Annotated in this window: 18 protein-coding genes; 4 read left to right on the top strand and 14 right to left on the bottom strand. The window is 73.7% G+C overall.

What is annotated here, in order from left to right; all coding sequences use genetic code 11:
* Positions 1 to 37 precede the first annotated feature (37 nt).
* Complete coding sequence (locus tag O7616_RS28830; RefSeq protein ID WP_282304827.1) at positions 38 to 3,181, top strand: discoidin domain-containing protein; 3,144 nt, start codon at positions 38 to 40, stop codon at positions 3,179 to 3,181.
* Positions 3,182 to 3,252: 71 nt separating this feature from the next.
* Here O7616_RS28830 and serS read toward each other — a convergent pair whose 3' ends face one another.
* From serS to O7616_RS28805, 5 genes are all read right to left on the bottom strand, one after another.
* A complete protein-coding gene (serS, locus tag O7616_RS28825) occupies positions 3,253 to 4,539 on the bottom strand; it encodes a serine--tRNA ligase (protein ID WP_282307762.1) in 1,287 nt (428 codons plus the stop codon).
* Between the two features lie 85 nt (positions 4,540 to 4,624).
* Entirely contained in the window at positions 4,625 to 5,689 is a 1,065-nt protein-coding gene (locus O7616_RS28820; protein ID WP_282307761.1) for a MerR family transcriptional regulator, read from the bottom strand.
* Positions 5,690 to 5,732: 43 nt separating this feature from the next.
* Positions 5,733 to 6,914 carry a saccharopine dehydrogenase NADP-binding domain-containing protein gene (locus tag O7616_RS28815; RefSeq protein ID WP_282304826.1) on the bottom strand — a complete coding sequence of 394 codons (1,182 nt, stop codon included), beginning with the start codon at positions 6,912 to 6,914 and terminating at the stop codon, positions 5,733 to 5,735.
* A 50-nt stretch (positions 6,915 to 6,964) separates the two neighbouring features.
* Positions 6,965 to 8,119 carry an alcohol dehydrogenase catalytic domain-containing protein gene (locus tag O7616_RS28810; protein ID WP_282304825.1) on the bottom strand — a complete coding sequence of 385 codons (1,155 nt, stop codon included), beginning with the start codon at positions 8,117 to 8,119 and terminating at the stop codon, positions 6,965 to 6,967.
* Positions 8,116 to 8,625, bottom strand: coding sequence for a hypothetical protein (locus tag O7616_RS28805; protein ID WP_282304823.1), 510 nt, complete (start codon positions 8,623 to 8,625; stop codon positions 8,116 to 8,118). Before O7616_RS28805 ends, O7616_RS28810 begins: the two co-directional genes overlap by 4 nt.
* A gap of 67 nt (positions 8,626 to 8,692) precedes the next feature.
* On the opposite strand from O7616_RS28805, the gene O7616_RS28800 reads away from it, so the two are divergent.
* Entirely contained in the window at positions 8,693 to 11,611 is a 2,919-nt protein-coding gene (locus tag O7616_RS28800) for a LuxR C-terminal-related transcriptional regulator (protein WP_282307760.1), read from the top strand.
* Between the two features lie 14 nt (positions 11,612 to 11,625).
* On the opposite strand, the gene O7616_RS28795 is transcribed toward O7616_RS28800, so the two are convergent.
* The 5 genes from O7616_RS28795 to O7616_RS28775 all read right to left on the bottom strand — a co-directional run bounded on the left by O7616_RS28795 (position 11,626) and on the right by O7616_RS28775 (position 14,605).
* Positions 11,626 to 12,174, bottom strand: a complete 549-nt coding sequence (locus O7616_RS28795) for a DsbA family protein (protein ID WP_282257306.1) — start codon at positions 12,172 to 12,174, stop codon at positions 11,626 to 11,628.
* On the bottom strand, positions 12,171 to 12,668 hold the full coding sequence (locus O7616_RS28790; protein ID WP_282304822.1) for a redoxin domain-containing protein: 498 nt from the start codon (positions 12,666 to 12,668) through the stop codon (positions 12,171 to 12,173). Before O7616_RS28790 ends, O7616_RS28795 begins: the two co-directional genes overlap by 4 nt.
* A 94-nt stretch (positions 12,669 to 12,762) precedes the next feature.
* The gene (locus O7616_RS28785) at positions 12,763 to 13,449 is read right to left on the bottom strand and encodes a BON domain-containing protein (protein WP_282304821.1); all 687 of its coding nucleotides are present in this window, start codon (positions 13,447 to 13,449) and stop codon (positions 12,763 to 12,765) included.
* 488 nt (positions 13,450 to 13,937) lie between these two features.
* The gene (locus O7616_RS28780) at positions 13,938 to 14,336 is read right to left on the bottom strand and encodes a hypothetical protein (RefSeq protein WP_282257311.1); all 399 of its coding nucleotides are present in this window, start codon (positions 14,334 to 14,336) and stop codon (positions 13,938 to 13,940) included.
* Positions 14,337 to 14,464: 128 nt separating this feature from the next.
* Positions 14,465 to 14,605, bottom strand: a complete 141-nt coding sequence (locus O7616_RS28775; RefSeq protein WP_282257313.1) for a hypothetical protein — start codon at positions 14,603 to 14,605, stop codon at positions 14,465 to 14,467.
* A 387-nt stretch (positions 14,606 to 14,992) separates the two neighbouring features.
* Between O7616_RS28775 and O7616_RS28770 the strand changes: the two genes are divergently transcribed.
* Positions 14,993 to 15,355 carry an STAS domain-containing protein gene (locus O7616_RS28770; protein WP_030330302.1) on the top strand — a complete coding sequence of 121 codons (363 nt, stop codon included), beginning with the start codon at positions 14,993 to 14,995 and terminating at the stop codon, positions 15,353 to 15,355.
* A gap of 10 nt (positions 15,356 to 15,365) precedes the next feature.
* On the opposite strand, the gene O7616_RS28765 is transcribed toward O7616_RS28770, so the two are convergent.
* Positions 15,366 to 16,193, bottom strand: coding sequence for a 5'/3'-nucleotidase SurE (locus tag O7616_RS28765; RefSeq protein ID WP_282257314.1), 828 nt, complete (start codon positions 16,191 to 16,193; stop codon positions 15,366 to 15,368).
* The gene (locus O7616_RS28760) at positions 16,190 to 17,185 is read right to left on the bottom strand and encodes a PfkB family carbohydrate kinase (RefSeq protein ID WP_282257317.1); all 996 of its coding nucleotides are present in this window, start codon (positions 17,183 to 17,185) and stop codon (positions 16,190 to 16,192) included. The genes O7616_RS28765 and O7616_RS28760 overlap by 4 nt, the downstream gene beginning before the upstream one ends.
* Before the next feature lie 148 nt (positions 17,186 to 17,333).
* Here O7616_RS28760 and O7616_RS28755 point away from each other — a divergent pair, with 148 nt between their 5' ends.
* Positions 17,334 to 17,801: an SRPBCC family protein gene (locus O7616_RS28755; RefSeq protein ID WP_282304820.1), complete on the top strand. Its 468-nt coding sequence runs from the start codon at positions 17,334 to 17,336 to the stop codon at positions 17,799 to 17,801.
* A gap of 657 nt (positions 17,802 to 18,458) precedes the next feature.
* On the opposite strand, the gene O7616_RS28750 is transcribed toward O7616_RS28755, so the two are convergent.
* Together O7616_RS28750 and O7616_RS28745 are read right to left on the bottom strand one after the other, a co-directional pair.
* Positions 18,459 to 18,974 (bottom strand): hypothetical protein, encoded by a 516-nt coding sequence (locus tag O7616_RS28750; RefSeq protein ID WP_282304819.1) that lies wholly within the window; start codon positions 18,972 to 18,974, stop codon positions 18,459 to 18,461.
* 119 nt (positions 18,975 to 19,093) lie between these two features.
* Positions 19,094 to 20,107, bottom strand: coding sequence for a hypothetical protein (locus tag O7616_RS28745; protein ID WP_282307759.1), 1,014 nt, complete (start codon positions 20,105 to 20,107; stop codon positions 19,094 to 19,096).
* Between the last annotated feature and the right edge of the window lie 34 nt (positions 20,108 to 20,141).

Below are 20,141 nucleotides of genomic sequence, written 5' to 3'. Positions count from 1 at the left end.
GGCTGGCTGACAACGTTGTCACCACCGAAGGACCACCATGCGCATATCCGAATTCGAGCTGAGCAGGCGGCGGCTCCTCATCCTCGGCGGTGCCGTCGGCGCCGGCCTCGCCATCGCCCGACCCGCCGCCGCCCAGGCCGCGCCAGCCGCCACCACGTTCCCGGCTGCGGCTACCGGCCCGGTTGCCGACACCTACCACGCGCTGCTGCTGGCCCACACCCGATGGGCCGAGGAGCAGTGGGATCCGGCGATCAACGCGTACCGCCTCGCGGACTTCAGGTTCGCGGTCGTCCTCGGTAACGCGGTCCTGCTCATCTCGCCCGGGTACGACCCGGCGGCAGCAGGCGTCGACCGGGACACGCTGCACGCCCGTACCGTCGCCACCATCCGCCGGTTCGCGGCCACCAACCGGCTCGCCGGCGGCACCGAGTGGGGACGACAGCTGTTCTGGGACAGCACCTTCGAGCTGTACTTCGTCCTGGCCGCCCGACTGCTCTGGTCCGACCTGGACGAGGTGACCCGCACCAACGTCGATCGCATCGCCCGCGGGCAGGCCGCGTACGCCCACTCCCTCGGCACCGGTAACGACCCGCTGAGTGGCAGTTGGACGCCGAACGGGCTCACCGGTGGCTGGATCGGTGACACCAAGCTCGAGGAGATGGGGGTCTACGCCCAGGCGATCGCGCCCGGCCTGGCCTGGGCACCGGACGACCCCGCCGCCGCGGCGTGGCGCGAGCGGTTCTCGATGTGGACGCTCAACGCGAGTGGACTACCGGCAGCCGACCGGGCCAACCCCGCCCTCGTCGACGGGCGGGCGATCGCGGACTGGAACACCGCCCACAACATCCACGACACGTTCCTGGTCGAGAACCACAACTCCTTCGGCCCGCACTACCAGGAAGAACTGTGGCGCACCGCGGGTCGTACCGCGGCGCACTTCCTGACCGCCGGCCAACCGCTCCCCGAGGCACTTTCCCGGCAGCCCAACGGCGACCAACTGTGGCGGACCATGCGGCTGCTGGCCAGCGATGCCGGCGAACCCTTCATGCCGATGGTCGCGGACCGCTACCACCTGTACGGCCGTGATGTCCTGCCGCTCGCCTTCCTCGCGCAGGTCCAGGGTGACCGGCACGCCGCCCGGGCCGAGGCGGACCTCGCCGAGCGGCTCATGCCCTACCTGAACTACCCGCCCGAGAATCGGCTCACCAAGTTCAGCGGCGAGCCGAAGTACGAGCCCGAAGCCCGGGCCGAGGTCGCCATCAGTTACCTCTTCCATGCCTGGCGGGCGGCCAACGGCGGCGTGGTCCAGCCGGTCGCCGGCAGCACGTTCTTCGCGGCGGCGGCGGGCACCCGGGACTTCGGGTCGCAGGCCGGGCTGACCGCCCACCAGACCCCGGCCGCCTTCGCCGCGGCCGTCAGCAAGACCGGATTCGTCTCGTTCCAGTGGGCCCCCGCCCACGACAACTGGCTGTTCGACACCCGGGCCGCCTCGCTGCTGCCGAGGCAGTCCGCGCCGGTCCTCGGCCGCACCTCCGCCGCGTACACAGTGGCCCGGGACGGTGTCGACGCCACGGCGACCGTTCTACGCGTCGCCGGCGGCACCGCCGGATACGTCACGCTGCCCACCGGTACGGTCGTGTACGCCACCACCGGCACCGGTGCCGACGAGGGCGTGTTCACGGTGTTCAACCTGAACATGCCCGGCGTTCCCGGGCTCACCGGCAGCCGTACCTTCACCGGCGAACAGGGATCCGTCACCCTGGCCGGACAATCGGGCGTCGGCGACGGCGGAACCGACCAGATCAGCTTCGCGCCCCGTGCGGCCCGGCACGTGCGGATGCTCGGCCGATCTCCCGCCACCCAGTACGGCTACTCGCTGTTCGCGTTCGCCGTGCTCGACGCCAGCGGGGTCGACCTCGCCACCGGCCGGCCCACCACGGCCTCGTCCGCCGACCCCGCCTACCCGGCGGTGCGGGCGACCGACGGTAACGCCGGCACCCGCTGGGCGGTCGCCCGGGAGGAACGCGCCCGCGCGGACAGTTGGCTCGCCGTCGACCTCGGCGAGGCCGTCGACATCAGCGGCGTACGCCTGGACTGGGAGGCCGCGTACGGCACCCGCTACGTCATCCAGACCTCGCTCGACGGCACCACCTGGACCGACGCGGCGGTGGTGCCGGACAGCCCGACCATCACCGGTTCCTGGCTGGACGTCGACGGACGAGCGGGTCTGGTGGTCCACAACGCCGAGAATCCGATCACCGTGACCGCCACCACCGTCACCCTGTCCAGCGGACCAGCCGCCGGCAGCACTCGGCTGATCATCGAGGGGTACGCGGGCGCGAGCCGGTCGGCCCTGGCCGCCGCGGCGTCGCGAACCCTGCCCAGCGGCGGTCCGGAGGCGTTGCGGGTCAGTGACGCGGACGGATACCTGAGCCTGTTCAACCTGTCCGGCGACGACGTCACCACGGCGGCCGTCACGCTTCCGCAGAGCACCACGCTGCGGCTGTACCACGGAAGCCAGATCACCGGATCGGGAACCACCACCTACCAGGTCGACCTCGCCGCCGCGACCGCACGCGTCGAGCCGCCCCGGTTCACCGTGACGGCGGCACAGCCGGAGAAGGCGATTCCCGCCGGTACCCGGTTCGACGTCACCGACTCGCACCACGTCCGAATCACCGCACCCGCCGGGCACATCGTGAAGGTGCAGGTGGAGTCCGCGTCCGGCGGCGCCCGACAGCGGGTGACGGTCCCCGCCGGACACCGCAAGGACGTCGCGTTCGCGGGGGAGACGGTGACGCCGACCAGGGACCTGGCCCGGTCCCGGACGACCTACCCGACGTCACCGCTCCCAGCCGGCATGACCGACCCGTCGGCCGCCGTCGACGGCGACCCGGGGACGGCCTGGCAACCCGGCCCGAACGGCCGAATGGTGATCGACCTCGGATCGCTGCGGGATCTGGCCTCGATCCGCCTGAGCTGGACTCCCGGTCGTCGGCGGCCGGTCACCGTGGCCACCTCCGCCGACGGACTCGGCTACGTGACGGTCGCCTCGGTTCCGAAGCCGAAACCCGAGACCACCATCTCGACCGGCTCGTCCGCCCGGTACCTGGCGATCGCGGTCGCCGACTGGCAGCCCGGTGACGCCCGGCTGACCTCCGTGGAGGCGTTCGGTGCCTGAACCGTCGGGATCGACCAGCTGAATCGGCGGCGGGGCTGGTGCGGATCGCACCAGCCCCGCCGCCGACTGATTCAGCGCAGGGGGGTCAGCCGGTCGGTGCCCAGGCGCTCCTGGAGGACCTTCGGGACCAGGACGCTGCCGTCGGCCTGCTGGTACTGCTCCAGGATGGCCGGGAAGAGCCGGCTGGTGGCCAGCGCCGAACCGTTGAGCGTGTGCACGAAACGGGTCTGCTTGCCGCCCGGCTCGCGGTAGCGGATGGCGGCCCGACGCGCCTGGTAGTCACCGGCCCAGGAGACCGACGACACCTCCTTGTACTTCCCGGTGCTCGGCATCCACACCTCGATGTCGAGCGTCTTCTTCATCGAGGCGCTGGCGTCGCCGGCCGAGAGCAGCGTGCGCTGGTAGTGCAGGCCCAGCCCCTCGACCAGGCTCTCCGCGTGGGCGAGCATCTCCTCCAGCGCGGCGTCGGCCTGCTCCGGAAGGGTGAACTGGAAGATCTCCACCTTGTTGAACTGGTGGCCGCGCACGGTGCCGCGCTCGTCCGAGTGCGAGCCGGCCGACTCCCGCCGGTAGCACGGGGTGTACGCGAACGCCTTCAGTGGCAGCTTCGGGGTCTCCAGGATCTCGTCCTGGTACGCGCCGAGGATCGCCGTCTCCGACGTCGGCAGCAGGAACTGGCCGCGCAGGGCGGACGCCGAGTCCAGGTGGTAGACGTCGTCGTAGAACTTGGGGAACTGCCCGGCGGCGAAACCGGCCGAGTCCAGCAGCAGGTGCGGCGGGAGCAGGAACTCGTAGCCGGCCCTGATGTGCTGGTCGACGAAGTAGTTGAGCAGCGCCCACTCCAGCCGGGCGCCGATGCCGGTGTAGATCCAGAAACCGGACCCGCCGAGCTTGACGCCGCGCTCGTAGTCGACCAGGCCCAACGCCCGGCTCAGCTCCACGTGGTCGCGGACCTTCTCGATCACCGGAGGCTCACCGAAGGTCTTCACGACCCGGTTGGCTTCCTTGCCGCCGGCCACCACGTCATCGCTGGGCAGGTTGGGCAGCTCGCTCATCGCGTCGCGCAGCCGGGCCTGCACCTCGTCCAGCTGGGACTCCAGGTCGGCGAGCTGCCGACGTTCGGCGTCCGGCGCGGCGACCTGCGGCTCCTCACCGGCGCGCTTGGCCTGCGCGTACGCCCGGGCCTCGGCCTTGCGGCGCTGCCGCTCGGCGTCGATCTCCGTGATCAGCGCGCGTCGTTCCTGGTCGAGCCGCTGGATCTCGTCCAGGGACCGGGTGACCTCGGCGGGATCCAGTCGCTTCGCCAGCGCGGTCGCCACCGCCTCGCGATCCTTCCGGATCAACTCCATGTCGAGCATGCTGCTCCGTACGCCTCCGTCCGGGGTCACAGGTGAACCACCAGATGCTACCGTCGCGGCCCCGTCGGGCCGGGACGGGGAGGTTCTACAGCCGGATCGGCATCAGCACCGAGTAGGTGTCCGCGTCGTCCGTCCGGCGTACGGCCAGCGGGGCGATCGGCCCGTCCAACTCCAGCACCAGTTGCGACGCGCCGGTCGCGTTCAACGCGTCCAGCAGGTAGCCGCCGTCCACCCCGACCCGCAGCGTGTCCGAGGTCAGGTCGCTGTCCGGGAGCAGCCGCAGGCCACCGGCGTCGTCGACGCCGAGCACGGTGACCGTCCGCGCCGTGCCGTCGTGATCGCGGGCGACGGTGGGCGCCGCCGGGTCGGACAGCGCGGCGCGCAGCGCCGCCACGTCCACCGGGATGCGACGGGCGGTGGGCCGCTCGCCGACGGCCTGGCGCACCAGTCGACGGTAGTCCGGGAAGTCGTACGGCAGGGCGGTGCCGGTCAGTGTCCGTCCGGCCACCAGCACCCGCAGGTCCGCGCCCGCCACGGTCAGCCGTACCGGCCGGGCGTCGGCGGCGGTGAGCAGCACCCGGACCTGGTCGACGAGGTCGACGGGGGCGAACGCCCGCACCGGGGGACCGTCGACGTCGGCCCCGGCCCGGGCCAGCGCGAGCCGGTACCGGTCGGTGGCGACCAGCCGCACGCCGTCGGACTCCACGTCGAGCAGCACGCCGGAGAGCATCGGCAGCTCCGGGTCGGCGCCGACGGCGAAGCGCACCGCGTCGAGCGCGGCGGCCAGGTCGGCGGGGGAGAGCAGCAGCGTGGTGCTGGTCGGCGGGGTCGGGTCGACGAGTGCCCGCAGCCGGGTCACCTCACGGCGGGCGTCGGCGAGCCCGTCGACCAGCCGACGCAGGTGCGTGTCGAGCAGCCGGTGCACCGCCGTCGGCTCGGCGCGTACCGCGGCGGCGATCTCCGGAACCGGCATGCCGATGCGGCGTAGCCCGGCCACCAGGCGGGCCGGCGCGACCTGCTCGTCGGTGTACCAGCGGTAGCCGGTCACCGGGTCGACCAGCGCCGGTTGCAGCACCCCCGCCGAGTCGTAGAAGCGCAGCGCGCTGACCGTCAGACCACTGGCCCGGGCCAGCTCACCGATGCTGTGCAGGTCGCTCACGCCGGGCATCCTCCCCCCTCGACCCGGTCGAGGGTCAAGCCGAGGCGTTCAGCACCCGGAAGGTGAGCCCGGCCCGGACGAGCCGGTCGAGCAGCGCGTCACCCATCGCGGCGACCGGGGTGAGCTGCCCGGCGCTCGGCGGCAGGTCGTCGAGCGCCAGGCAGAGCGCCGACTCGCCGAGCATCTTCGCCGTCTCGTCGTAGCCCGGGTCGCCGCCGGCCACCTCGGTGACCACCCGACGTCCGCCGCCGGTGCCGACGAACCGCACCCGGAACCAGGACCCGGCCCGCTGCTCGGCGGTCGGCCCCTGCCCGGAGGAGAGCCGACCGAGCAGCCACCGTCGAGTCGGTGGCAGCTTCACCAGCCCGATCAGCGCGCCGAGCCCGGCCGCGCCGGCCAGCACGGTGGGCAGCCGCTTCACCGCGGCGAAGTGCCGGTAGCGGAAGTCCGGGCCGTACTCCGGTCGGGTCGCAGCCGAACGGCTGACCACCTGCGGGTCGATGGTCGGCAGCGGGACGGTCCAGATGCCCAGCTCGGCGGAGCGGGCCAGCCGGCCGGGTACCGCCCGGACCCGACGGTCGGTGGGGCGCGGCTCGACCGCGCGGCGGTCCCGGGCGGCCCGGCCGGCCTGTGCCGTGCGGGAGAACGCGGTGAGCGCGGAATGGTACGTGCCGGCGGAGAACCGACCACCGGCGCGTACGTAACCGTCCACGGTGATCGGCACGTCGGCGGGCAGGTGCTTGACAGTGAACCAGGCCCCCAGGTCGTGCGGGATCGAGTCGAACCCGCAGGCGTGCACCAGCCGCGCCCCGGTGCGGGTCGCCTCGTCGTGGTGGCGCACGTACATCAGGTCGACGAACTCCGGCTCGCCGGTGATGTCCAGGTAGTCGGTGCCGGCCCGACTGCAGGCCGCGACCAGCGGCTCCCCGTGGTGGATGTACGGCCCGACGGTGCTGGCCACGACGCGGGCGCTCTCCGCCACCGCGCGCAGCGAATCGGCGTCGCTCACGTCGGCGGTCAGTAGCGGCAGCTCGGCCAGCGTCGGGTCGATCGCCGCGAGCCGGGCCCGGACGGCGGCGAGGCGCTGCCGGTCACGCCCGGCCAGCGCCCAGCGCAGCCCGGCCGGCGCGTGCCGGGCCAGGTATTCGGCGGTCAACCCTCCGGTGAACCCGGTCGCCCCGAACAGCACCACGTCGTACGTCCGCTCGCCAGTCATCCCCGGAGTCTGCCATTCGTGGCCCCCGATGGCCGATCGCGACGAGGCCGTCAGGGCGTGAACACGGCCCGCACGCAACCGTCGGTCCGGTCCCGGAACAACGCGTACCCGTGCGGGCCCTGCTCCAGCGGCAGCCGGTGGGTGGCCAGATGCTCGGTCCGCAGCTCGTCGCGGGCCATCCGGTCCAGCAGCATCGGCACGTCGCGCAGGTCCGGCCGACGTACCCCGCGCAGCGTCAGCCGACGGTCGGTGACCGTGCCCAGCGGAAACGCGTCGACGAAGCCGCCGGTCGCGCCGAGCACCACCACCACACCGCCCTTGCGGCAGGCGTACACGGCTTCCCGCAGCGCGTCCGGTCGGTCGGCGGTGTGGCCACCACCACCGAACCGGTCGGCAGACGATCGGGCGGGCGTCGGGCCGGAGGCCACCACGCACACGTCCGGACCGCGTCCACCGCTGCGGTCACGTAGCTCGGCGGCGACGTCGGTGCGGTGGTAGTCCAGCGGCTCCGCGCCGCATTGCCGCTCGGCCATCCGCAGCCGCTCCTCGTGGCGGTCCACCACCAGCACCCGCGCGGCCCCGCGCAGCACCGCCGCCCGGGCGGTCAACTGGCCCACCGCACCGGCGCCCCAGATCGCCACCACGTCGCCGTGGCGCACCGCACCCACCTCGGCCGCGAGCCACCCGGTCGGCGCCGCGTCGGCGGCGAACACCGCCCGGTCGTCGTCGACCGCGTCCGGCACCCCGAACGCCCCCACGTCGGCGTACGGCACCCGCACGTACTCGGCGTGACCGCCGGCGAATCCGCCCGCCGCCCGGGGTCGGCCGAAGCACCCCGCGTCGGAGTGCCCCCGGTCGGGGTCCGCGCTCGCCAGGTCGGCGCTGGCGTTGTCGCAGCAGGAGTGCAGGCCCTGACGGCAGTACCAGCAGCCACCGCAGGCGACGCTCGCGCCGACGACGACCCGGTCGCCGGTGCGGTGCCGGCGCACCGCGGGCCCGACCTCGACCACCTCGCCCAGGAACTCGGCCCCGAGCACGTCACCGGCCCGCAGCAGCGGGTCCCGGCCGGCCAGCAGCGGCAGGTCACCGCCGCAGGTGGCGCTGCGCCGCACCCGGACGATGACGTCCCGCTCGTTGCGCAGCTCCGGGTCGGGCACCTCGCGTACCGCCACCTCGTCGGCGGCCACCCAGCACAGCGCCCTCACCCGCGCACCCCGGGGCGGTCCAGCGCGGACCGGTCCGCGCGCAGCACCTCGCCGGCCTCCACGCGCTGCTTGACCTGGCGCAACGTCCGGCGTACCAGCAGTGCCGGGTCGTCGCCGACCAGGTGTGCGGCCAACCCGGCCGGTGCGGGCCCGCCGACCAGCGGCCGGGCGGCCAGCTCCGTGCCCCGGTCGCCGGGCGCCGGGCGCACCCGCACCTCGATCGCCCCGCCCAGGCGGCGCAGCGGTTCCGGCCAGCGGCCGTCCGGGAGCACCTGCTCGGGCGGCCGGTCGACAGTCACCACCTCCCACCGGGCCGGCGCGCCGGGGTCGCCGTCCGCGCCGGTCCGACCCCGCGCGGGGGCACTCGGCCAGGCCCGCGTGGCGGCACCGCCGTCCGCGCCCGGCCGACCCCGCCACGGGGGTACGCGCAGCGAGCGCGCCGCCCGGGCGAGCGCCCTGCTGCCGAAGGCGGGTCCCGTCCGCGCCAGCCGTCCCATCGGTCCCACCCGTCCTCCCTGTCCACGTCCCTCGATCGTCGGTGCCGGTCGGGTGAAGCGTGCTCGCCCGGAAGGGGTGAACCGCCCGCCGCCGGGTAACCGCTCGCCGACCGGGGGGCGGAACGTGCGGTGGGGGTGGGGCCGGGTGCCGGAACAGGATCGTGTGTCTGTCGGGGCGGCGCCGCTGCTGGCGTCCCGACTGACTCCGGCCGTGCCGCCGGAGCCGGTGGTGGCCCGACCCCGACTGCTGCGCAGGTTGGACGAGGGAAGCGCGGGGCCGGTCACCCGGATCGCCGCTCCCGCCGGTTGGGGCAAGACCACGTTGCTCGCGTCCTGGGTTCGGCTGGGCGGCGCTCCGGCCGAGGTGGAGCCGGGTGCGGTGGTGCCCGACTCCGGCGAAGTCGCGGCCCCGCCCGAGGCCGGTCCGGTTCCGGCGTGGGTGTCCGTGGAGGTCGGCGACGACGGTGACCGGCTCTGGGCGTACCTCGCGGCGGCGTTGCGGTCGGCGACCGGCTCGACGGAGAGCGGCCCGGTGCCCGACCGACCGCCGCGTCCCGAGCACCTGGAGGCGCTGGCGGCCTCGCTCGCCGCCGCGGACCGGCCGGTGCTGCTGATCCTGGACGACCTGCACCGCATCGCCGACCCGGCCACGTTGACCGGGTTGGAGTTCCTGCTGCGCCACGCCGAGCAGCGGTTGCGTCTGGTGATCGGCGCGCGGGCCGGGCTGCAGCTGCCGCTGCACCGGCTCCGCCTCGCCGGGGAACTGACCGAGATCGGCCCGGACGAGTTGGCGTTCACCGACGACGAGGTGGCCGACCTGCTCACCGCGCACGGCGCCGTGCTGCCGGCGGCCGCCGTGCGCCGGCTGCGGGAGCGGACCGGAGGGTGGCCGGCCGCGCTGCGCATCGCGGCCCTGGCGGTACGCGGTCAGCCCGACCCGGAGCGCTGGGCGGGACAGTTCGGCGGTGACCAACCGGAGATCGCCGGCTACCTGCACGAGGAGGTACTGGCGACGCTCGACCCGGCCGAGGAGGACCTGCTGCGGCGTACCGCTGTCGTCGACACCGTCTGCGCCGACCTGGCCGAGGCGCTGACCGGCCGCGCCGACGCCGGGCAGGCGCTCGCCGACCTGGCCGGGGCGGGCGGTCTGCTGCACCGGGACGACACCCGCCCGCCCTGGTACCGCTGCGAGCCTCTGCTGGCCGACCTGCTCCGCGCCGACCTGGCCCGGCTGCCCGCCGACGACCTGCGCGATCTTCATGCGCGGGCCGCCGACTGGTACGCGGGTGACGGCCGACCGGCCGACGGGCTGCGGCACGCGCTGGCCGCCGGTCGGTGGGACCTGGCCGGTGACCTCTTCGTCGCGCACTGGCCGGACCTGACCCGGTACGACAGTGAACCGGCGCCCGCCCCCGCCCCCGCCGCCCCACCGGCGGAGGTGGTCCGCGCCGACCCGGAGGTGGCGCTGGCCTGTGCCGCCGAGCGCGCGTACGCGGGCGACCTGCCGGCCGCCACCGGCCACCTCCACGCGGCGGCCGAACACGCGGCGGGCCTTCCCGTGCCGCGTCGGGACCGGTTCCTGCGGTTGGTCACCGCGTTGGAGGTGAGCGTGGCCCGGCTCGCCGACGACCCGGCGGAGGTGCGGGCCGCCGCCGCCCGTCTGCTGCGAACCCGCCCGGCGGGTGCCACGCCGACCCGGGTGCCGGAGTCAGGGCCGAGTGGGCCGTCCAACTCCGCTCCCACCACCGGCGGGGGCGGTGCGGCCGACGACGCGGACCTGCGGGCGTTCACCGGCACCGCGCTGGGGCTCGTCGAGTTGGCCGAGGGCGCGTTGCCGGTCGCCCGCTTCGTCCGGGCCCGGGCGGCAGCGCGGGAGGCCGGTCGGCCGCGTACCGAGTTGGTCGGCGCCAGCCGCGCCGCACTTCTGCTCGCGGTCCGTGGGGAGCTGCGCGCGGCCGAGCAGGCGGCCCGGGACGCACTGGGCATGCCACCTTGCCGAGGCTGGTCCTGTCGGCTCGACTGCGCCTACGCGTACCTGGCGCTGGCAGTGGTGGCCCTGCTGCGCGACCAGCCCGACGAGGCTGCGGCGAACCTCGCTCTCGCCGGTCCGGCGCTCGGCGTCGCCGACGGGTGGGTCGGCGGCGCCGAGCCCGACACCGGCGAGGACTGGCTCGCCGCCGCCTCCGGCGAACCGGTGGCGGCGGCGGTGGCGGCACTGTGCCGGGCGCAGTTGTACCGCGACGCCGGTGATCCGGCGGCCGGCCAGCGGCTCCTCGTCCGGGCTGGCGCGGTGCTGGCCGACCGTCCCTCCGCCACCGAACTGACCAGCCTCCTGCGGGCCGCCGAGGCCGAACTGCGCGCCGAGCGGGGCGATCTGGACGCCGCCCGCGACCTGCTGGCCGGTGCGACCGACGACCCGGTGCTCGCGGTGGCGGTGGCGAAGGTGGAGTTGCTGGCCGGCGACGCTGCCGCCGCCGGGCGGGCGTTGCCGGGCTGGCAGTCGCCGACAGCCACGGCGTGGCCCCTGCCGGTACGCCTGGACGCGGGCCTGCTGGACGCCGTGCTGGCCGAGCAGGCCGGGGACGGCCGTCGGGCCGGTCGGGTCCTGGAAGAGGTGCTCGACCTGGCCGGCCCGCAGGGCTGTCGGCGGGTCTTCACCCACGCCGCACCACCCGTGCGGGACCTGCTGGCCGCCCACCTGGACGCGGGTACGGCGCACTTCACGCTGGTCAGCGACCTGGTGCGGGGGACCAGCACGGGCACGGCCCGGCCGGTCGCCGCCGCCTCGGGGGGCGTCCTCGACGAGCCGCTCACCGAGCGGGAGCTGACGATCCTGCGTTACCTGCAGAGCATCCTGTCCAACGTGGAGATCGCCGGCGAACTGTCGCTCTCGGTCAACACGGTGAAGACCCACGTCCGCAACATCTACCGCAAACTCGACGCGACCCGCCGGCGTGAAGCGGTCCGGCGGGCGCGCGAGTTGCGGCTGATCTGAGCGGGTCGAGGCGGTCAGGCGTCACCGGCGGCGTCCACGGCCGTCAGCAGGTCGGGCAGGTCGTAGCCGCCGTCGTGCCGGACGCCGTTGACGAACAGGGTCGGTGTGCCGTTCACCCCGCTGCGGATGCCGCCCACGAAGTCCCGGCGCACCCGGTCCGCGTGCGCACGGCTCTCCACCTCGGCGTTCAACTCGTCCGGGGGCAACCCGACCTGCTCGACACCGAGCGAGAGGTGCACCGGGTCGAGTTGGTCCTGGTGCTCGTAGAGCCAGTCGTGCATCTCCCAGAACCGGCCCCGCACCCCGGCGGCCTCGGCCGTCTCGGCGGCGCGTTCGGCGTACGGGTGGACGTTGGCGATCGGGAAGTACCGGTAGACCAGCCGTACGGTGTCGGCCCGCTGCCGCAGCAACTCGTGCAGGTTCGGGTACGCCGCACCGCAGAACTGGCACTGGAAGTCGCCGTACTCGACCACGGTGACGGCCGCGTCGGCCGGACCGCGGATGTGGTCCTCGGTGGTCACCGGGTCCCGGAGTCGGGCGGTGACCTGCAGTGGCGTGGTCATCCGGTCGTCACCTTCCGGTCGGCGGCGAGTTGGTCCAGCGCGTCGAAGATGCCGTCGGCGCCCGGGTTCACATCGGGCGGTGAGAGATGGCTCCAGGCCACGGTCCCCGTCGGGTCGAGCACTACGAGCGCGCGGGCGGCCTCACCCCGCGGCTGGTACGCGCCGTAGGCGCGGGCCACCTCGCCCTTGGGCTCGAAGTCGGCCAGCAGTGGGAACTCGATGCCCCGGCTCTCCGCGAACGCCCGGTGCGACCAGATGCTGTCCACCGAGATGCCGAGCACCACCGCCTGGTACTGCGCGAAGACGGGGGCGGCGGACTGGTAGAGCGACATCTGGTCACCGCAGACCGGGCTCCAGTCGGCGGGGTAGAAGGCGAGCACCACCGGTCGGCCGCGGAACTGCTCGGGCCCCATCGGGTCCCCAGCAGGGGTGGCCGGCAGGGTGAAGCCGGGCGCGGCGTGCCCCGGCTGGATCAGCCCGTTCGGATCACTCATGCCCCCAGCCTGCCCCCGGGGTGGGTGAGACGGGCTCACCCACCCCGGGTGGTTCCGTGCCGGGCGGCGGCTCAGCGCCGTGCGGGGCGCTCGCTCACCGCAGACCCGGGGCGACGGCGATGTGGTTCTGCACCTCACGGATGCCGGGCGCGGACCACGCCACCTGCTCGACCTCCGCCCGCTCGGGCATCGAGTGCACCAACCCGGCGAGCACCGCCGTGTCACCGTGCACCCGGACGCTGATCCGTTCGGCTTCGGTGGCACCGGCTCGGGCGAGCGCGTCGACGATCCGGTCGGCCAGGTTCCGACCGTCCGGCGGGGCGGCCGGTCGGACGGCGATGCCGTTGCTCACCCCGCGTACGCCGGTCAGTCGGCTGACGGCCCGCTCGGCGGCGCGGCGCTGGTACTCCCACTCGACGTCGCCGTGCAGCGTCACCCAGCCCGCCGAGACGGTGACCTGGAGCTTCTCGATCGGCACGAACGCGTCCCACTCCAGTGCGTGGCTGGCGGCGGCGGCCAGGTCGGGGTCGGTGCGCTCCGCGCCGTCGGCCAGTTGTACGGCCAGGTCGTTGGCGACCGCCCGGACCTGGGCGACCCGGTGTGCGGCGCGTTCGGCGGCCCACTTCTTCGCGTAGCTGTCCACCCGGCCGGTCAGTGTGACGACGCCCTCGCCGACTGTCACGCCGATCTCGTGTGGCTGCACCCGTGGTTCCCAGGTCAGCTCGTCGAGTACGGCGGACTGGATGTCCTGGTCGGTACGGCTGATCTCCGCGATGGCCATCTGTCCTCCTCCCGTGCTCCGTCGGCGAACCGGGCGGCGACTCGCAGCCGGAGGCCCGCCGACGTCGAACCTGCCGCAGCCTCGGGTGAACCGTCCTCGCCCGGAAGGGGTGACGACACGGTCGGCGCGGACCGTCTCCCACCCGTGGGAGCGCTTCCATTACGAGCGCATTTCGGTTACGGTAATCGCGTTCCTCGATCGCGGGAGCCGTCGCGTCGGGTGGTGGAGTCAGGGCAGCTCCGTCCGTCCCCGGCGTCGTGCTCGTCCCCCGGGCCACGACGTTCCCACTCGGTCGACCCCGTCCCCCGGGGTGTGCCCACCACCACCACCATCACCACCACCACCCGAGCACCGGTCCGCCGGGCCGCCTGAGGGGTCCGGCACCCGGCGGACCGGTTCCACCCCGTACCGACCCCAGCGGTACGGGCCCCGTTCGACCTGGGTCGATCGGGGCCCGTGGGATGCGCGGTGCGGGGGAAGGTCGTCGGTCAGACCGCCGGTGAGTTGGGGCGGTCCACGTCGACGAACTCCACGTCGTCGACGGTGGAGTCGTCCCGGCTGCCGGCGGCCCGCGCGGCGGAACCGACGGCCCAGCCGACCGCCGCGCCGACCAGGGCCGCGCCGATCAGCAGGGTCCAGGGCAGAGCCGGCTGGCGACCGGCCAGCGCGTCGAAGGCCAGCGAAGCACGGCGGCGTGCCTCCTCGGCGGCGGAGCCGACCAGGTCACCGGCGCCATCGGCCAGGTCACCGCTGTTGCGACGGGCCGACCGCGCGGTGTCCCGCACACTGTCTCCGGCGGAGCTGACGGCGGAGACCAGGTGCTCCCACGCCTGGTCCGCGATCCGCTCCGGCTTGCTGCGGCGATCCAGCAGGTTGGTTCCGAACATCGTGGTTACCTCCTCGGGTGCCGAAGCCGCCGGCCACTTCGGACTTCGGCGTCTGTTCAGCGCGTCACGGTTCGCCTACCCCGCCAGTGCCCAGGGTCGCCCGCGCGCAAACCCGGCCGGGCGGTACCTCAACGCACCGCCACCGCCGTAGCGCCCCTGGCGAAGTCGTCGTCATCGTCGTCATCGTCGCCGCCTCCGCCGAAACCGCAGGCCAGCACCAGGGCGAGCAGCACGCCGACGCCAGCCAGCCCTGCAAGTCGCTTGATCATTGAAGGTCCTCTCCGTCACGGTGGGTGTCCCGGCCCGATGCTAGGACGGGTCGGCAACCACGGGCACCGATCCGGCCGGGGGTCGTGGACGACACGCCGGTGGCACGCGGGATGGGCGTACGTCGTGGGGCGGTTGTCGGGCGCGCCGGGTCCGGACGGCTACCCTGGTCCGGCGACGCGTCGGTCACGACTGATCGACGAGCCGCAGATAACGAAAAGTGTTGAGTAATCAGATACTGAAAAGTACGGATATGGGCCGCTTTGTTGGCTCGGATCCGCGAATTGCTCATCCCGAGGGGTGGCGACCGAGGCCGTTGGAGGAATACTCTCGGTCGCGGCCCGCGTACTGATGAGGCGCCCGGGGGACGGGCGGGTGGAGGTGCTCGCGTGAGCCTGTCGATCGTGAAGTCGGTTCTGTCCGGTGGTGTCGTGGAGATCGCCCCGCGGGGCGAGATCGACGTCGACACAGCGTACGAGGTGCGCGAAGCGATCGCGGAGGTGCTGGCCAAGGGTCGGCCCCTGCGCATCGAGCTCAACATGAGGCTGGTCACCTTCATCGACTCCGTCGGCATCAGCGCCATGGTCGCCGGCTTCCAGACGGCCGAGGTCAGCGACGTCAAGCTGGTGGTGACCGAACCGAGCCGGTTCGTGCACCGGCAGCTCTGGGTGACCGGTCTGCTCGGCCTGTTCGGCGCTCCGGAGCCCTACTTCGCCGGGGCCGCCACCCCCGAGGTGCTGCCGGGTGCCTGACGCCCCCGCGTCAGGTCTGCTCGTCCAGCCCGGTCAGGTCCACGTCGGCCGCTTCGGTGACCGCCCGGATGGCCGTCACCGACGCGTACCCGGCGGCCAGCAACGCCACGTCGGTGCCGGGCTGTGCGGCCTGCCCCGGCTCCTCCAACGAGGTACGCACGTAGCCGTGCCCGGATTCGGCCACCGTCATCTGCACCTGGCCGAAGCTGGCCAGCGCACCTCGACGCACCCCGCGCAACTCCCCGTGCGGCAGGTCCGGTGCGTTCACGTTGAGCACGCTCTCCAACGGCGCTGAGGTCAACCGGGGGAGCAGATCCAGGGCGACCCGTGCGGCGGTGCTCCAGTGCCGTTCGGCGTCGCGTACCCGGGCGGCGGCGTCCACCGCGGCACCGCCGCTCGCCGCCGTCGCCTCACCCGCCGAGAGCACGTCGAGGGAGACCGCCATCGCGCGACACCCGTTCGTGGCGGCGGTGAACGCGGCCCCCACCGTTCCCGAGTGCAGCACCGCCCGGCCGGCGTTGGCGCCCCTGTTGATTCCGGAGAGCACCACCGACGGCGGCGGACCGAACGCGCCGTGCAGGGCGATCAGCGTGATGAACCCGGGGGAGCCGCCGACTCCGTACGCGGGCACTCCCGCCAGGTCCGGTAGCGGATGATCGTTCACGACGACCCTCCCGTCCCGTTCCATCGCGCTCATCGCGGCGCTGGTGCCGCTCGCCTCCTCCAGGGGCGCGGCGACCACCACGTCCAGGCCCCGCTGCACGGCCGCCCAGGCGAGTGCCTGGATGCCGGGTGCGGCTATCCCGTCGTCGTTGGTGATCAGCACCCGCAGGGTCATCGGTCGACCACCCGGTCGGCCAGCTCCTCGGGGGTGGTCCGCTCCTGTGGCCGGCTGTCCGCCGGTACCAGCCGGACCCGGTCCACCAGCCCGGTGATCGAGTCCAGCCGTCCGGTGCCCAGGCCGTGCCGGGTCACGTTCAACGCGCCGGCCGCGGCGCCGGTCCGGATGGCGGTCCGGATGTCTCCGCCGCCGGCCACGACGGCGGCGACCCCGGCGGTCATCGAGTCGCCCGCGCCGCGCGGATCGGCCGCCTCCAGCCGGGGCATCTCGACCTCGAACAACTCCCCGTCGATGAGCGCGAGCGCCGGCTGGTCGGCCCGGCTCACCACCACCGTCTCGGCACCGGCCGCGTGCAGCTCGTACATGGCCCGGGTCAACTCCACGCTGTCGTCGGTGCGGGCGCGGCCGTCGCGGATCAGCTCCTCGTGGCTCACCTTGAGGAAGAACACCCCGCTCTCCAGCACCGCGGAGAGATGATCGCCGGAGAGGTCGACCACCACCCGGCCGCCGTTGGCGCCGAGGTCCGCCGCGAACCGCCGGTACAGGTCGGCGGGGACGAGCCACGGCTCGTTCGGCCCGCTGAGGATGCTCACGGCCGCCGCCAAGCCCTCCCCGAGGGCCAGGTTGTACAGCTCGTCGAGTTCGTGTCGGCTCAACGGCTGCCCCGGCACGTCGGCGATCTCCTCCCGGGACCCGCCCCGGCGGTCGTGCACGTACCCGCCGCTGCCGGAGTCACGGACCACCATCTTGAGGTCGACGCCCTCGCTGACCAGCAGCGGCTCCAGCACCTGCCCGATCTCGCCGCCCAGGGCGGCGCAGAGCACCACGTCGACGCCGAGCGACATCACCATCCGGGCCTGCCAGACGCCCTGCCCCCCGGGGTGCAGGTGCAACTCCGGGTGGTCGTTGGGCTGGTCCACGGTCACCGTCAGCTGTGGCGTTGGCGCGAAGACCATCACGTGCCCGCTCACCGGATCGTCGCCGTTCATGGTGTCCACCCTCAGCACGGTTGGGTTATTCATCACTAATACGACAAATAGTAGCTTGCATCCCATCCTCCGACGCCCGCCCAGCGGGGCGTTGCCAGCCAGACATCGGTAGGGGACGATCGTGCGACAGTCGACGGCGGGAGACGGTGTGCTCAGCAGCGATACCTTCAGCTACACCGTTCAGGCCCGATGCTCGGTTGCCCACGCGGCCGCGCTGCTCAGTGACCTGACCCGGCAGGGTGAGCTGCACCCATTGATCGTCCGGGTCCGCCGACTGCCGCCCCGCCCCGGCGCGCAGGCCAGCTACACGATCAACGACCGGCTGGCGGCCGGCCCGCTGCGCTTCACAACCACCTACCACGCGGACGTACTGAGCAACGAGGAAGACGAGATCGTCATGGTGGCCCGTCAGTGGCCGGCCACCACCGTCCACAACCACACCCGGCTACGCCCCGAGCCGGACGGCCTGGTCCGCGTCGACGTCGAGATCACCCTGACCGCGCCGACACCGCTGTTCCGGTACGCGTTCCGCCAGGCCCGTGCCGCCCACCTCGCCCTGGCCACCCGCTTGGGCCCGGCCCTGGAACGCGCCAGCAACCCCCCACCCATCACCTGACTCCGCGCCTGCGCGCCCCGCGCCCCGCGCTCCGCGCCCCCCGCGCCGCGCGCCCCGCGCTCCGCGCGCCCCGCGCTCCGCGCCCGCGCGCCCCGCGCCCCGCGCCTGCGCGCCCCGCGCCTGCGCGCCCCGCGCCTGCGCGCCCCGCGCCCGCGCGCCAAGATCCGAGTAACATCCCGGATGTTGCTGCCTCCGGCGCGTAGGAGACAGCACTATCCCTGATGTTGCGCGGATCTTGAGGACGAAACACCCGGCGCGACCGCCCGGAGCGGATCGGCGAGCCGGCAGCCGTCAAGGTCACGCTCGATCATGGATGTAGTGGCCTGATGGTGCCCAGGAGACCACTGCATCATGGTTGTAGCGCGATCATGGTGCCGTGGGCGCGGTCGGGGCGCGGTCGCGGTCGGGGGTGTGGTTTCGGTCAGGGGGCGCGGTCGCGGCCAGGGGTGTGGCCGCGGTCGGAGGGCGTGGCGGCGGTCGGGGGTGTGGTTCGGTCAGGCGCGTGGTCGCGGTCGCGGTGTGGTCACCGCGGGGCTCCCCGGTGGGCGCGTCGGCGAGGATGTGCAGGCCGCAGGCGTGGGTCGCGGTCACGGCGAGGTCACCGCAGGGGCGTCGGGGCGCGGCCACCCACGCGGCGTGGTCACCGCTGTGGCCTGGTCAGGGCGCCGTGGACGTCGACCTGCGGGCGTTGCTCACGGTGGCTGGTCGGGCGGCCCGCTGCCGTCCCCACGGCTTGTAGGTGGAGAGCACCGTCGCGATGATCATGAGGCTGGTCGACACCGCTGGTGCGATCACCAGGTCGGCGCGGTCCCGCGCGGGCAGGGCGGCGCCCAACGCCCCGGCGTGGCGCAGGTTCGGGGTGAGCAGGAACAGCACCAGCCCGACCATCACCGTGGTGAGCACGAGCTTGACCAGCACCCACCGGTAGCGCAGCAGGCCCCACGGTGTGAGCAGCGCGCTGGCGACGCCGACCAGCCAGACCAGGATGCTCAGTGGCGCGAACAGGACCGTGCCGACCAGCGCGCCGACCGGGTAGAGCAACGCCGGGTCGCCGCCCCGTTGCACGGCGATGCCGAGGGTGAGCAGCACCAGGTCGGTGCCGAGCCAGCCCAGCGAGGTGACCAGGTGCAGGGTGAGCAGCCCCTTGCGGGCGGCCGGTGGGATCCGAGGCATACCGCGATGTTGCCCGCCGACCGCGGCCGGGTCGTCCGACGACCGGCGACATCGGGTGTACGCCCCGCGACGTAGCCGTGGCCGGTGCCCCCGGGCAGGTGGGCACCGGCCACGGGTGGTCAGTAGACGGACAGGTGTACGTGGTTGGTGTGGTCGCTGGACGGGTCGCCGCCCGCCCCGCTGTACGACTTCCACCCGCTGCTGGGCAGCCAGATCTGCCGGTACCAGATCACGTAGAGCACGGCGAGCCGGTCGGCGTTGCGGATGAAGTACGCGGCCAGGTTGTTGCCGTACGTCTTGTCGCCGCCGGTGGCGTCCCCGCCGAAGCCGCCCTTCTGCGCGGCGAAGTCGCAGGCTCGGCCCTTCGGGTGTTCGCCGGAGCCCCCGCTGCGGTGGCAGGAGACGTACCTGGTGAAGCCGGCTGCCTTGGCCTGGTTGAGGGCGTGCAGGGTGCGCGGGGTGATGCAGCCGCTGGCCGGCGTGGGGTCGTCGACGCTGCACGACTCCTTCGGCCAGGAGCCGTCGGAGTTGCGCGGAGCAGCCTTCGCGTTGCTGGTGGAGGTGCCCCGGTTGGAGCCGGTGTCGGCGGTGGTCTGCGGCTTGGGGGCCGTGGCGACGGTCAGGGCCCGCTCGGCCTGCTCCTTGCGCTTGGCCATCACCGCGACCTGCTTGCGCTGTTCGTTGATCTCACCGTCCAGGGCGGCGCGGGTGCGGTTGGCCTGGTCTTTGGTGGTGAGGAGGTCGCGCAGCACCCGGTCCTCGTTGGCGGCCACCGCGTCCAGGGAGGCGGCCCGGTCCATGAAGCCTTCCGGGGTGTTGCTGTTGAGCAGCGCCGAGATCGCGCTGAGTCGCCCGGTGCGGTACGCGACGCCGGCGATCTCGCCGACCTTGCCGCTGCGCTGGTCGAGCTCGACCTCGATGGTCTTCAGTTGGGTGGTGAGCTGCTGCTGCCGCTGCACGGAGGTGTCCAGGGCGCGTTTCGCGTCCAGGTAGCCCTTGCTGGCGGCCTCCAGTTGGGCGCGGAGTGCCGGGGTGCCGCCCTCTTCGTCGGAGTCGGGTGCGGCGGCCCGCTGGCCGGTCGGGGGAGCGGCCGAGGCGGTGCCGGCCGGGAGCGCGACGCCGAGAGCGAGCATCGCGACGATCAGGGCCGCCAGTCGGGCGGCAGGT

The organism is Micromonospora sp. WMMD964 (assembly GCF_029581455.1).
Taxonomy (GTDB): domain Bacteria; phylum Actinomycetota; class Actinomycetes; order Mycobacteriales; family Micromonosporaceae; genus Micromonospora.
This window is presented reverse-complemented; position numbering and strand designations above follow the sequence as displayed.